This window comes from Ensifer sp. Root423 (assembly GCF_001426275.1).
Classification (GTDB): domain Bacteria; phylum Pseudomonadota; class Alphaproteobacteria; order Rhizobiales; family Rhizobiaceae; genus Ensifer; species Ensifer adhaerens.
On record NZ_LMEG01000020.1, the window covers coordinates 25,965 to 39,670 of the forward strand.

Consider the following 13,706-nt stretch of genomic DNA (forward strand, 5'->3'; position numbering starts at 1 on the left):
GGTCAGTGGTTTGGAAATCCCGTGTCGGAGAGCAGGTCCATGGAAGTTCAAGAGCGGTTGCAGGATGTCGTGAGCCGGGTTCAGGCAGCGGAGAAGTCTGCCGGTCGCGCCAAGGGTGCCGTCACGCTGGTCGCTGTTTCCAAGACCTTCGACGCCGACGCCATCCGCCCGGTGATTGCCGCCGGGCAGCGGGTCTTCGGCGAGAACCGCGTGCAGGAAGCGCAGGGCAAGTGGCCGGAGCTGAAGGCCGAGACATCCGGTCTCGAACTGCACCTGATCGGCCCGCTGCAGTCGAACAAGGCGGCGGAAGCCGTCGCGCTGTTCGATGTCATCGAGACGGTCGATCGCGAGAAGATCGCCCGCGCGCTTGCGGCCGAAATGCAGAGGCAGGGCCGGGCGCTTAGGCTCTACGTCCAGGTCAACACCGGGCTGGAGCCGCAGAAGGCCGGCATCGCGCCGGAGGAGACCGTTGCCTTCGTGGATCTCTGCCGCAACGAGCTGGGTCTTTCGATCGAGGGACTGATGTGCATTCCGCCGGTGGAAGAAAATCCCGGCCCGCATTTTGCCCTGCTCGCGAAGCTGGCTGCTGCCTGCAAGCTCGAGAAGCTGTCGATGGGCATGTCAGGCGACTTCGAGACGGCCGTCCAGTTCGGCGCCACCGGCGTTCGCGTCGGTTCGGCCATTTTCGGCGCGCGCTGAGGTCCGTTCGTCACATACCGCTTTCGTCGGGGTTCCCCTCGTCTCTCATTAGCCTATCCTTGTGCACGAGGAGGCCGGACATGTCCGGCAATATGCGCAGGGAGGAACGGACATGGCGAGTCGCTATGCCGACGTGTACGCGGGCTGGAAATCGGACCCGCAGAGTTTCTGGTCAAATGCCGCCAATGCGATCGACTGGTTTGAAAGACCGGCACGTGCATTTGATGCGGACGCTGGCATCTATGGGCACTGGTTCGCCGAAGGCATCACCAATACCTGCTACAATTGCCTGGATCGCCATGTGGCCGCGGGCCGTGGCGAGCAAATCGCCTTCATCTATGACAGTCCCGTCACCGGGCGGGTCGAGCGCATCTCCTATGCGTCTCTGCTCGGCGATGTAGCAGCGCTTGCCGCCGTCTACCGGAAACTCGGCGTTGGCAAGGGCGACCGGATCATTATCTATATGCCGATGATCCCGCAGGCGGCGGTTGCTATGCTGGCGGCTGCGCGCATCGGCGCCGTGCATTCCGTGGTTTTCGGCGGTTTTGCCGCCAACGAGCTCGCCGTACGCATCGACGATTGCCAGGCCAAGCTCATTGTGTCCGCAAGCTGCGGCATCGAACCTGGGCGCACCGTGGCCTACAAGCCGCTGCTGGATGCGGCGCTCGACATCGCGACCCACAAGCCGGCCCATTGCCTCGTCTTCCAACGCGAGATGGCGGAAGCCGCCATGACCGAGGGACGCGACCTCGATTTCGCTGCGGCTTTGGCGGCGGCCAAGCAGGCGGGAGAAGAGGTCGGCTGTACTCCGGTCGCCTCGACCGATCCGCTCTATGTGCTCTACACGTCGGGCACGACCGGCCAGCCCAAGGGCGTGGTGCGCGACAATGGCGGCCACATGGTCGCGCTCAAATGGTCGATGGAGAATTTCTTCGGCGTGCAGCCGGGCGAAGTGTTCTGGGCTGCGTCCGATATCGGCTGGGTCGTTGGCCACTCCTATATCGTGTACGGTCCGCTCCTCAACGGCAGCACCTCGATCCTGTTCGAAGGCAAGCCGGTCGGCACGCCGGATCCAGGCACCTATTGGCGCATCATTGCCGAACACGGCGTCGTGGTGATGTTCACCGCGCCGACGGCGCTGAGAGCGATCCGCAAGGAAGATCCGGAGGCTTCCCACGTTCGCCGGTACGACCTGTCGAAATTCCGCGCGTTGTTTCTTGCCGGAGAACGGGCGGATCCCGACACGATCCAATGGGCAGAAAACGCGCTCGGCGTGCCCGTCATCGACCATTGGTGGCAGACGGAAACGGGATGGCCCGTGGCGGGAAATCCGATGGGGCTCGGGCTCCTGCCGGTAAAGTACGGTTCTCCGGCGGTTCCGCTGCCGGGATACGACGTCCAGATTCTCGACGATGCCGGACATCCGGTTGGCGCCGGTACGCTCGGCAATGTGGTGGTAAAGCTGCCGCTGCCGCCAGGCTGCCTGCCGACGCTTTGGAATGCTGACCATCGGTTCCGTGCGGCCTATCTCGACGAGTTTCCCGGCTACTACAAGACTGCCGATGCCGGCTACCTCGATGAGGATGGTTACATCTTCATCATGGCGCGGACGGACGACATCATCAACGTGGCTGGCCATCGCCTCTCCACCGGAGCGATGGAGGAGGTCTGCGCCAGCCACCCCGATGTGGCCGAATGCGCCGTGATCGGCATTGCCGACGACCTGAAAGGCCAGGTCCCGGCCGGCTTCCTCGTCATAAACTCCAATGTTTCCCGTGAAACGTCGGAGATCGAGCGCGAGGTCATCAGCCTCGTGCGCGAACGCATCGGACCTGTTGCCGCCTTCCGCCTGGCGATCTGCGTCAAGCGGCTGCCGAAGACGCGGTCGGGCAAGATCCTGCGCGCCACGATCCAGAAGATCGCTGACCGCCAGCCCTGGAAGATGCCCGCGACGATCGACGATCCAGTCATCCTCGACGAAATCACCGTTGCGCTGCAAGGGCGCGGCATCGGTGTATAACGATTGCTAAGCCGGCTCATGAATCTGCGAGGTGCATTCCGTATTAGGCGTGCACAACGGCCGCGAACCAATCGGCGAAACTGGCTGCCGCCTTCGAGCGTGTGACTTTGGTGATCAGGAAGTAGCTCTCGTCCTCCAGGGTGGCGACATCGGACAGGATCACCAGGTCACCGTTTTCGATTTCGCGGCGGAAGACTTCGACCGGGCAAAGCGCCACGCCATGGCCGGCAATGACCGCCGTCGCCAGAAGATTGAAATCCTGGAAAACCGGGCCACGCAACGTCTGCGTGGTCTCCTGCCCTGCTCTTGCCAGCCAATCGCGCCAGCGTGACGTCGTTTCGTCGTGCAGCAGATCGGCAGACGCGATTGCCTCTGGTGTCCTCAACGCGCCTTTCCGCTCGAGATAACGGGGGCTCGCAACCGGTCGATTGATGCGGGAGAACAGCCGATCGGAGCGGGTCCCCTCGCTCTTGTCGGCGCCGAGCGTGATGAGGACGTCGCAGCCGGTTTCCCGCAATTGCTGCTCGGCCATCGCGTAGACGACCTTGACGTCCACCTCGGGGTGACGCTGCAGGAATTCGCCGAGTGCCGGGATCAGCCAGCGCGTGGCGATCGAGGGTATGCAGGCAACGCTCAACTGCGCCTTGGCGTTCAGCCGCAGCAACTCCGTTTCCGCGGCGATGCGCTCGAATGACGATGTCAACACGGCGGATAGGTTCTCCGCCTCGGGCGCCAGACTGACCCCACGCTTCTCGCGCATGAAGAGCGGCCGGCCGAACCACGCCTCCAGCAGCCGGATCTGGTGACTGATGGCGGCGTGCGTCACATGCAGTTCGTCACCGGCGCGGGAGAAGCTCGCCAGACGCGCTGCGGCTTCGAAGGCACGCAGCATGCCGAGTGGGGGCAATATCATCTGTAAGTTTTCCTCATCAAATCCTTGAGGAATCGTCGTTTGATCGGCTGTCGATGTCAACGGATACTGGGCTTCCAACCGAGGCGGGAGAGAGCTTTTCAGTTGGCGGATATTAGGAATATTTACAGATGGAGGGGCCCATGTTCGTCCGCAGCCTGCAGCAAATCGAAGCAACTGATCATTTCGTCGAGTGGGGCAGCGGTACTAGCCACCGCCTGCTCACCGAGAGGGACGGTATGGGTTTCACCGTCTGCCACACGGTGGTGCGCGCCGGAACGGTATCGCTGCTCGAGTACCGCAACCATCTCGAGGCCTGCTATTGCATCGCCGGGCACGGCGAGGTCGAGGACATGCAGGGCAAGGTCTTCCCGATCAACAAGGGTGATATCTACGTGCTGGACCAGCACGACAAGCATTTCTTGCGCGGCGGCAAGGACGAAGATCTGGTCCTCGTCAGCGTCTTCAATCCGCCGCTCAAGGGGACCGAGCGCCACAACCTCGATGACCCGTCCGGTTCGGCCTACTGAGCACGTTGCTGAGCACTGATCAACAAAAAAGCCCGGATCGTCGATCCGGGCTTTTTTCATTGGGCTGGACGGCGATCAGTACTGATCGTCTTCGTCCTCGTCCTTGCGGTCCGACTTCAGCGACTTGAGCTTGGCGAAGACGGCATCGGCGTCGATTTCCTTCTCTTCCTCGCGCTCGTAGCTGAAGCCCAGCTTTTCGGTTTCCTGGGCCGATTCCAGTGTCTGGCCGAGTTCGGCAGCCGTCGGCAGCGGACGGCCCTTGGAAGCGCGTTCGACTTCGAGGTCGAGGTCGATCTGCGAGCAGAGGCCGAGGGTTACCGGATCCATCGGCGTCAGGTTGGCGGAGTTCCAGTGGGTGCGCTCACGGATCTGCTCGATCGTCGACTTGGTCGTACCGACGAGGCGCGAGATCTGCGCGTCCTTGAGTTCCGGATGGTTGCGAACCAGCCACAGAATGGCGTTCGGGCGATCCTGGCGCTTGGAAACCGGGGTGTAGCGCGGGCCCTTGCGCTTGCTATCAGGTACGCGAACCTTCGGCTCGGACAGCTTCAGCTTGTGGTTGGGGTTGCCTTCGGCGCGGGCGATCTCGTCGCGCGAAAGCTGACCGGTCGCAATCGGGTCGAGGCCCTTGATGCCCTGCGCGGATTCACCGTCGGCGATCGCCTTCACTTCGAGCGGGTGCAGCTTGCAGAACTGCGCGATCTGGTCGAAGGACAGCGCGGTATTGTCAACCAGCCAGACGGCGGTCGCCTTGGGCATAAGCAGTTGCTGAGCCATGGATATAGTCCTTTTGTCCGCCGCGCCGGTGTCGCGGGCCGTGGAGTCTACCACTGATTTCCGGGAAATGTGGGCCTCTATACCGTCGTTGTCGCGAAATTGCAATTCTTCAGTTCCAAATGTCCTTTTGTCTAATTGCGGCGGGCATTTGACCTGCTATGAATGTGCGCGAAACGGGGGAGCCCTAGGAGGGGCGAACCGCACTAGGAATGCGTAGGGAGGAAAATATGTCCGCCAAAATCTATCCGGTGTTGAAGTCTGCCAAGAGCCGGACGTTGCTTGATAACGCCACTTACCTGAAGTGGTACGAGGAGAGCGTTTCCGATCCGGCAAAGTTCTGGGGCAAGCACGGCAAACGGATCGATTGGTTCAAGCCCTATACCAAGGTCAAGAACACGTCCTTCAAAGGCAAGGTCTCGATCAAGTGGTATGAAGACGGCCTTACCAACGTCTCCTACAACTGTATCGACCGCCACCTGAAGACGCATGGCGAAAAGACTGCCATCATCTGGGAAGGCGACAATCCCTATATCGACAAGAAGATCACCTACAACCAGCTCTACGAGCAGGTCTGCCGCCTTGCCAACGTCTTGAAGAAGCATGGCGTCAAGAAGGGCGACCGCGTCACCATCTATATGCCGATGATCCCGGAAGCATCCTATGCGATGCTCGCCTGCGCCCGCATCGGCGCCATCCATTCGGTCGTCTTCGGCGGCTTCTCGCCGGACGCACTTGCTGGCCGTATCGTCGACTGTGAGTCCACCTTCGTCATCACCTGCGACGAGGGCGTGCGCGGCGGCAAGCCGGTCCCGCTCAAGGAAAACACCGATACGGCGATCGACATCGCGGCCAAGCAGCATGTCATCGTCAACAAGGTTCTGGTCGTGCGCCGCACCGGCGGCAAGACCGCCTGGGCACCGGGCCGTGACCTCTGGTACCACCAGGAAATCGCGACCGTGAAGCCGCATTGCGAGCCGGCGAAGATGAAGGCGGAAGATCCGCTGTTCATCCTCTACACCTCGGGCTCGACCGGCAAGCCGAAGGGCGTGCTGCATACGACCGGCGGCTACCTCGTCTATGCGTCGATGACGCACGAATATGTCTTCGACTACCGCGATGGCGAGGTCTACTGGTGCACCGCCGACGTCGGCTGGGTCACTGGTCACTCCTATATCGTCTATGGTCCGCTCGCGAATGCGGCGACGACCGTGATGTTCGAAGGTGTGCCGAATTTCCCGGACGCCGGGCGTTTCTGGGAAGTGGTCGACAAGCACAAGGTCAACGTCTTCTACACCGCGCCGACGGCGATCCGCTCGCTGATGGGCGCCGGCGACGACTTCGTCAAGCGCGCCTCGCGCTCGTCGCTTCGCCTGCTCGGTTCGGTCGGCGAGCCGATCAACCCGGAAGCCTGGGAGTGGTACTACAACGTCGTCGGCGAGCAGAAGTCGCCGATCGTCGATACCTGGTGGCAGACCGAGACCGGCGGAATCCTGATCACGCCGCTGCCGGGTGCGACCGATCTCAAGCCCGGTTCGGCCACGCGGCCGTTCTTCGGAGTTCAGCCGCAGCTCGTCGACAACGAAGGCAATGTTCTGGAAGGTGCTGCCGACGGCAACCTCTGCATCATCGACAGCTGGCCGGGCCAGATGCGCACGATCTACGGCGACCATGCGCGTTTCGGTCAGACTTACTTCGCCACCTACAAGGGCAAGTATTTCACCGGTGACGGCTGCCGCCGCGATGAAGACGGCTACTACTGGATCACCGGCCGCGTCGACGATGTCTTGAACGTCTCCGGCCACCGCCTCGGTACGGCCGAAGTGGAATCGGCGCTCGTGTCGCATCATCTCGTCTCGGAAGCGGCCGTCGTCGGCTATCCGCACCCGATCAAGGGCCAGGGCATCTATTGCTATGTTTCACTGATGGCTGGTGAAATCGGCAACGACGAACTGCGCGCCGCCTTGGTGAAGCATGTCCGTTCGGAAATCGGGCCGATCGCGACGCCGGACAAGATCCAGTTCGCTCCGGGCCTGCCGAAGACCCGCTCGGGCAAGATCATGCGCCGCATCCTGCGCAAGATCGCGGAGGATGACTTCGGTGCGCTCGGCGATACCTCGACGCTCGCCGATCCGGCCGTTGTCGATGATCTGATCGCGAACCGCCAGAACAAGGCCTGACGTTGAAAACCGCCGCGCGTCTCTTGGACGTGCGGCGGTTCTCCTCTCGTCGCCAGGTGGCCGTCGAACCATTTCGTGAGCCGGATTCAGATCGCGGTTGCAGGCGCGGGCGCCCGACCCGAACTTAGAAGTCGATCGCCCGACCCTTGATCTCCCAGTCGCCGTAACGGGCTGGATCTTCACCTCCGCGCCCGCCGATCTCCTGCGGCAGTTCCTTCTTGATCTCCGCCTGACGCCGTTCTTCCGCTTCCTTCAGCGCCCGCACAGCGGCGGGCGGCAGCGGCTTCTTCGGGCGGTCGGCGGCGTTGTCATTGTCGTTCTGCATCTGAACGGTATCCGGATTCGAGCATCAATATTGAAGAATTGGGTGTTTGCACCCATCATATAGGATGCCGTTCCCCGGACGGGAACCCTGATTCACGTGAAACGTAGACGACCCGGAGCCTCCTGATGAACCTTGTCCGCACCGCCATGCTGCTTGCAGTCATGACCGCCCTGTTCATGGCGGTAGGCTTCGCCATTGGCGGACGGGGCGGCATGATGATCGCCTTCGTCATGGCCGCAGGCATGAACTTCTTCTCCTACTGGAACTCGGACAAGATGGTGCTGCGCATGTACCGCGCGCAGGAGGTCGATGAGCGCAGTGCCCCGGAATATTACGGCATCGTGCGTGACCTCGCTCGCAATGCCGGCCTGCCGATGCCGCGCGTCTATGTGATCGATAGCCCGCAGCCGAACGCGTTTGCCACCGGTCGCAATCCGGAGAATGCCGCGGTCGCCGCGTCGACCGGGCTGCTTCACGCTCTCGACTATGACGAGGTCGCCGGCGTGATGGCGCATGAACTCGCGCACGTGCAGAACCGCGATACGCTGACGATGACGCTGACGGCAACCCTTGCCGGCGCGATCTCGATGCTCGGCAACTTTGCCTTCTTCTTCAGCGGCAACCGTGAAAACAACAATCCGCTCGGCTTCATCGGCACGCTTGTCGCGATGATCGTGGCGCCGATGGCGGCAATGCTGGTGCAGATGGCGATCAGCCGAACGCGCGAATACTCGGCCGACCGTCGCGGCGCCGAGATTTGCGGCAAGCCCCTGGCGCTCGCTTCGGCGCTGCAGAAGATCGCAGGCGCCGCCCATCAGATCCACAATGACGATGCCGAGCGCAACCCGGCAACGGCGCATATGTTCATCATCAATCCGCTCTCCGGCGAGCGCATGGACAACCTGTTCTCGACCCATCCGAACACCGAAAACCGCATCGCGGCCCTGCAGCAGATGGCGCAGGAGATGTCTTCGGTCTCGACGCCGCCGGTTCGTGCTGATAATCCCGTGCGCAAATCGCGCTCTGTGCCCTCTACCGGATGGGGTCGCGGTGGTTCCGAACCGCCCAAAGGTCCCTGGTCCTGATGTCTGCAGAAAACAACAACGATTCACGTCCGAAACGATCGCACCGCAACGGCGGCGCAGCGAAGTCGAAGAAGCCCGCTCCGGCGCCGCGTGGTCCGGAGAAGCCGGGGTTGAGGGCTCGTCAGGCCGCCGCGAAGATCTTGGCAGCAGTCATCGATCGCAAGACGTCGCTCGACGGCATGCTCGACAGCGAGCACGGCAACCCGGCCTATCGCGAGCTTAACGAAGCCGACCGCGCTCTGGTCCGGGCAATACTCAATTCCGCCCTTCGCCATCTCCCGCGCGTGCAGGCTGCGATCAATTCGCTGCTGCAGACGCCTCTGCCGGAGGGAGCGCGGGCGCTGGAGCATGTGCTTGCCGTGGCAGCGGCACAGATCCTCTATCTCGACGTGCCCGATCATTCCGCCGTCGATCTCGCCGTCGAACAGGCGCAGAACGATCCGCGCAACCGCCGCTTCGCCAATCTCGTGAACGCCGTGCTGCGGCGCCTGTCGCGCGAAAAGGAAGCCGTTCTCGAAAGCACGCGCCATATTCCGGCGATGCCGGAATGGTTCTTCGAGCGCCTCATTGCCCACTACGGCGCAGCGGCGGCCGAGAAGATCGCCGAGGCGCAGTTGACGCCGGCGGCAATCGATCTTTCCGTCAAATCCGAGCCTGCGGCTTGGGCCGAGCGGCTTGGTGGCACCGTCCTGCCGACCGGCTCTGTGCGGCTCGGCGCATTCTCCGGCTCCATCCCTTCCTTAGCCGGATTCGATGATGGCGGCTGGTGGGTCCAGGACGCGGCTGCATCGATCCCTGCTCGACTGTTTGGCGACCTCAAGGGCAAGCGGACCGTCGATCTCTGCGCCGCACCGGGCGGCAAGACGGCCCAACTCATTCTTGCCGGCGCCGAAGTGACGGCGCTGGACCAGTCCGGCAGCCGCTTGCGCCGGCTGAAGGGCAATCTCAAGCGGCTGGGGCTCGAGGCCGAGACCAAGGAAGTCAACATGGCGGACTTCCAGCCGGAAGCCCTGTTCGATGCGGCGCTTCTCGACGCTCCCTGCTCCTCGACCGGCACGACACGACGTCACCCTGATGTGTTGTGGACCAAGGGACCGGAAGACATCGAAAAGCTTGCCGACCTGCAGGAGCGGCTGCTTCGTCATGCGCTGACGGTGGTCAACCCCGGTGGCACCGTCGTCTTCTCGAATTGCTCCCTCGACCCGCGTGAAGGCGAAGAGGTCGTTGCCCGGGTTATCGGTTCGGGCGATAACTGTGAGCGCGTTCCTATTTCCGCAGCGGATTGGCCGGGGCTCGAGGACGCGATCACGCCGGTCGGCGAAATGCGGACGACGCCGGCCATGCTGCCGCTCGATGCACCGTTTTCGAGTGGCCTCGATGGTTTCTACGCGGCAGTGATTCGGCGCAAATAACAGCGCAAACTGAGCTTTCAGCAGCTCGAACCGGGCCTCAAGGCCCTGTTTCACCGCATCATTTGACGCTTTCGACCGGGAAGCCTATCAAAGATGGCAGGATTGATAAAAGTTTAATGGTCTTCGCGGCACCATGCGGACGCTGGCGCGAGGTCCTGGCGCGCTCCGATGATGTGAGTGATCGTGCCAGAAATGAGGTAACCGGCGGCGTTGATGTTGTTTTCCGGCAGGCGAAGGCTTTCTTACCTGTATGTGCGTGAAGGCTGGCGCCGCGTGTCGCGTCGCCTGTCGATCGGGCGCGTCTCCACTCTGCGCTTTACCGGCTCCACCCCCAATCGCCTGATCGTTGCGCCGACGGATCTGAGGGCCGTCGATCCCTTTGTCGCGGAAGAAATTCTTGCCGGGCGCTTCCCTCTTGCCGGCCGCGTGCTCGACACGGAGGGCGAGTCGCCGTTCGAGATCGATCTGCCGTCGCGCGAATTTGCGGCCCGGCTGCATTCCTTCGGCTGGCTGCGGCACCTGCGGGCGATCCGCGAGGATGCGGGTTTCGTCCGGCTGCGGCAGATCGTCGACGACTGGATCGGCACCCATGGACGCGATCTCGGCGGCATCGCCTGGGATGCGGATATCATGGCGCAGCGCATCATCGCCTGGCTGTCCCATTCGCCGGTGGTGCTGCGCAATGCCGAGCATGGCTTCTACCGCCGTTTCCTGAAGAGCCTGGCGCTGCAGGTACGCTATCTCAGGCATATCGCCGATACCGTGCGCGACGGCGAGCAGAGGCTTCGGGTGCGGCTTGCGCTTGCCATGGCGTCGGTTTCCATGCCGGCATCGCCGAGCGCCATCCGCAAGGCATCGCGCCATCTCGATCTCGAACTCGACCGCCAGATCCTGCCCGACGGCAGCCACTTCTCGCGTAGTCCGCGCGCGGGCCTAGAGCTGTTGCTGGATCTGCTGCCACTCCGCCAGACCTACGTTAATCTCGGGCATGACGTGCCGTCGCGCCTCATTCCCTGCATCGACCGGATGTACCCTGCCCTGCGCTTCTTCCGGCACCAGGGCGGCGAACTCGCGCTGTTTAATGGTGCTACCTCGGTTCTGGCGCATGAACTGGCGTCGGTGCTGCGCTATGACGAGACGGCCGGCGAACCCTTCCGCTCGCTGCCGCACGCCCACTACGAACGTATGGCCATGGAAAACACCGTTGTCATCATGGACACCGGCCGGCCGCTTTCCGTAGACCTGTCGCGCAGTGCCCATGCCGGCTGCCTGTCCTTCGAAATGTCCTCGGGCAAGACGCGCTTCGTCGTCAATTCCGGCGCCCCGAAGTTTGCCGGGGAGCGATTCCGCCAGATGGCGCGGATGACGGCTGCCCATTCGACCGTGACGGTCAACGACACGTCGTCGTCGCGCTTCTCGCAATCGCGCTTTCTCGGACCGATCATGACGTCGGGCGTCAAGCACGTGACGGCGGCCCGCAAGGACGAAGCGGGCGGGCTCGAATCGGTGACCGCAAGCCACGATGGCTATCTTGCCGCCTTCGGCCTGGTCCACGAGCGTGGCATTGGTGTTTTGAACGGCGGTCGCATGGTCCGCGGTCGCGACCGGCTGTCGCACGCCGACGGCAGCGACCCGGAGGCAAGCGATACCGCGATTGCCGTGGCGCGGTTCCACATTCACCCGGCGGTCGCCATTCGCCAGAACAGCGCCCGCGAGATCTTCCTGACGGCGCCCGATGGCGAGATCTGGCTGTTTGCCTGCCAGGATGGTGACCTTGCCGTCGAGGAGGATATCTTCTTTGCCGATCCTTCGGGTATCCGGGCCTCGCAGCAGCTGACGGTGACCTTTGCAATTGCGCAGCAGCCGGAGATCCAGTGGACGTTTTCACGCGCGAACTGAGCCTTCTGTCTTGACGACAGGCACGCCCAAGAAAGCGCCTCAAGTTTTCCGTTCGCGTTTCAGGAGCGATCGCATTGATGAATTTGGATCGATCCGATCCAGATTCATCGCGATCTTCAGGCCCGGCGAGGTTCCTTCGCCCGGCAAGCTATGCTAACGGGCAGCCATCTCAACCGCCGGAGCTTCCTCCCGGGGCGTCCGGCGCCGCCAAAGGAGCATGGTTGTGGCTGTCGCCTCCAAGAAAATCCCCGCCCCGAACGAGGTTACGGTCCGCACCGCCCTCCTCTCCGTCTCCGACAAGACGGGCGTCGTCGAACTCGCGCGCGCCCTTAACGAAAAGGGCATTCGGCTCGTTTCGACGGGCGGGACCCACAAGGCACTCTCCGAGGCTGGCCTGCCGGTGAGCGACGTTTCCGAGCTAACCGGCTTTCCCGAGGTCATGGACGGCCGCGTGAAGACGCTGCATCCGGGCGTTCACGGTGGCCTCTTGGCGATTCGTGACGATGCCGATCACGTTGCGGCCATGTCGACGCACGGCATCACCGCCATCGACCTCGCGATCATCAACCTCTATCCCTTCGAAGAGGTCAGGGCCAAGGGCGGCGACTACCCGACGACGGTCGAAAACATCGATATCGGCGGCCCGGCCATGATCCGCGCCTCGGCCAAGAACCATGCCTATGTGACGATCGTCACCGATCCGGCCGACTATCCGGTGCTGCTCGAAGAGCTTGCTTCCGGCAAGACGACCTATGCCTTCCGCCAGAAGATGGCCGCCAAGGCCTATGCCCGGACTGCCGCCTATGACGCGGCCATTTCCAACTGGTTTGCCGAAGCGCTCGACACCCCGATGCCGCGTCACCGGGTGATCGGCGGCGTACTCAAGGAAGAGATGCGCTACGGCGAGAACCCGCACCAGAAGGCAGGCTTCTACCTGACGGGCGAGAACCGCCCGGGTGTCGCCACGGCGACGCTGCTGCAAGGCAAGCAGCTCTCCTACAACAACATCAACGACACGGATGCCGCCTTCGAGCTGGTGGCCGAGTTCCTGCCGGAGAAGGCACCGGCGGTCGCGATCATCAAGCATGCCAACCCTTGCGGCGTCGCGACCGCGCCAACGCTTGCCGAAGCCTATCGCCGGGCGCTTGCCTGCGATTCCACCTCGGCTTTCGGCGGCATCATCGCGCTCAACCAGGAGCTCGATGCGGAGACGGCCGAAGAGATCGTCAAGCTCTTCACCGAAGTGATCATCGCGCCTTCGGTCAGCGATGCGGCCAAGGCCGTGATTGCCCGCAAGCCGAACCTGCGTCTGCTTGCGACCGGTGGCCTGCCGGATCCGCGCATTCCGGGTCTTGCCGCAAAGACCGTCTCGGGCGGCCTGCTCGTGCAGACGCGCGACAACGGCATGGTGGAGGATCTCGAACTCAAGGTCGTCACCAAGCGCGCGCCGACGCCCCAGGAACTCGAAGACATGAAGTTCGCCTTCAAGGTGGCCAAGCACGTGAAGTCGAATGCGATCGTTTATGCCAAGGACGGCCAGACGGCCGGCATCGGCGCCGGCCAGATGAGCCGTGTCGATTCCGCCCGCATCGCCGCGATCAAGGCCGAAGAAGCCGCAAAAGCGCTGGGCCTTGCAACGCCGCTCACCAAGGGTTCGGCCGTTGCCTCCGAAGCCTTCCTGCCGTTTGCCGACGGCCTGCTCTCGGCGATCGCCGCGGGTGCTACGGCCGTCATCCAGCCGGGCGGCTCCATGCGTGACGAAGAGGTGATTGCGGCTGCGAACGAGCATGGCGTCGCCATGGTCTTCACTGGCATGCGCCACTTCCGCCACTAAGATCGTCGGGCGGGCGCTGGGCGTCTGTCCGGAATTGG

At 62.9% G+C, this 13,706-nt stretch carries 11 protein-coding genes; 8 read left to right on the top strand and 3 right to left on the bottom strand.

Annotated features, from left to right (window positions below):
• The first annotated feature begins 39 nt into the window (after nucleotides 1-39).
• The gene (locus ASD01_RS18820) at nucleotides 40-699 is read left to right on the top strand and encodes a YggS family pyridoxal phosphate-dependent enzyme (protein WP_034800150.1); all 660 of its coding nucleotides are present in this window, start codon (nucleotides 40-42) and stop codon (nucleotides 697-699) included.
• Nucleotides 700-811: 112 nt separating this feature from the next.
• Nucleotides 812-2,719 (top strand): propionyl-CoA synthetase, encoded by a 1,908-nt coding sequence (locus tag ASD01_RS18825; RefSeq protein WP_034800151.1) that lies wholly within the window; start codon nucleotides 812-814, stop codon nucleotides 2,717-2,719.
• A 43-nt stretch (nucleotides 2,720-2,762) separates the two neighbouring features.
• Here the strand turns inward: ASD01_RS18825 and ASD01_RS18830 are convergent, their stop codons facing one another.
• Nucleotides 2,763-3,632, bottom strand: a complete 870-nt coding sequence (locus tag ASD01_RS18830; RefSeq protein ID WP_418235957.1) for a LysR substrate-binding domain-containing protein — start codon at nucleotides 3,630-3,632, stop codon at nucleotides 2,763-2,765.
• A gap of 140 nt (nucleotides 3,633-3,772) precedes the next feature.
• Here ASD01_RS18830 and ASD01_RS18835 point away from each other — a divergent pair, with 140 nt between their 5' ends.
• Complete coding sequence (locus ASD01_RS18835) at nucleotides 3,773-4,159, top strand: ectoine synthase (protein ID WP_034800152.1); 387 nt, start codon at nucleotides 3,773-3,775, stop codon at nucleotides 4,157-4,159.
• Between the two features lie 75 nt (nucleotides 4,160-4,234).
• Here the strand turns inward: ASD01_RS18835 and ASD01_RS18840 are convergent, their stop codons facing one another.
• Nucleotides 4,235-4,936 (bottom strand): DUF1013 domain-containing protein, encoded by a 702-nt coding sequence (locus ASD01_RS18840; RefSeq protein WP_034800153.1) that lies wholly within the window; start codon nucleotides 4,934-4,936, stop codon nucleotides 4,235-4,237.
• Between the two features lie 227 nt (nucleotides 4,937-5,163).
• Here ASD01_RS18840 and acs point away from each other — a divergent pair, with 227 nt between their 5' ends.
• Nucleotides 5,164-7,113, top strand: coding sequence for an acetate--CoA ligase (acs, locus tag ASD01_RS18845; RefSeq protein ID WP_034800154.1), 1,950 nt, complete (start codon nucleotides 5,164-5,166; stop codon nucleotides 7,111-7,113).
• A 124-nt stretch (nucleotides 7,114-7,237) separates the two neighbouring features.
• On the opposite strand, the gene ASD01_RS18850 is transcribed toward acs, so the two are convergent.
• Complete coding sequence (locus ASD01_RS18850; protein WP_034800155.1) at nucleotides 7,238-7,438, bottom strand: DUF1674 domain-containing protein; 201 nt, start codon at nucleotides 7,436-7,438, stop codon at nucleotides 7,238-7,240.
• Nucleotides 7,439-7,563: 125 nt separating this feature from the next.
• Here ASD01_RS18850 and htpX point away from each other — a divergent pair, with 125 nt between their 5' ends.
• The 4 genes from htpX (at nucleotide 7,564) to purH (ending at nucleotide 13,668) form a co-directional block, all read left to right on the top strand.
• The gene (gene htpX / locus ASD01_RS18855; protein ID WP_034800156.1) at nucleotides 7,564-8,523 is read left to right on the top strand and encodes a zinc metalloprotease HtpX; all 960 of its coding nucleotides are present in this window, start codon (nucleotides 7,564-7,566) and stop codon (nucleotides 8,521-8,523) included.
• Nucleotides 8,523-9,935, top strand: a complete 1,413-nt coding sequence (locus ASD01_RS18860; protein ID WP_034800158.1) for an RsmB/NOP family class I SAM-dependent RNA methyltransferase — start codon at nucleotides 8,523-8,525, stop codon at nucleotides 9,933-9,935. Before htpX ends, ASD01_RS18860 begins: the two co-directional genes overlap by 1 nt.
• A 213-nt stretch (nucleotides 9,936-10,148) precedes the next feature.
• Nucleotides 10,149-11,834 (top strand): heparinase II/III family protein, encoded by a 1,686-nt coding sequence (locus ASD01_RS18865; RefSeq protein WP_034800159.1) that lies wholly within the window; start codon nucleotides 10,149-10,151, stop codon nucleotides 11,832-11,834.
• A 223-nt stretch (nucleotides 11,835-12,057) separates the two neighbouring features.
• Nucleotides 12,058-13,668 carry a bifunctional phosphoribosylaminoimidazolecarboxamide formyltransferase/IMP cyclohydrolase gene (gene purH, locus ASD01_RS18870; protein WP_034800161.1) on the top strand — a complete coding sequence of 537 codons (1,611 nt, stop codon included), beginning with the start codon at nucleotides 12,058-12,060 and terminating at the stop codon, nucleotides 13,666-13,668.
• The last annotated feature ends 38 nt before the right edge of the window (nucleotides 13,669-13,706 follow it).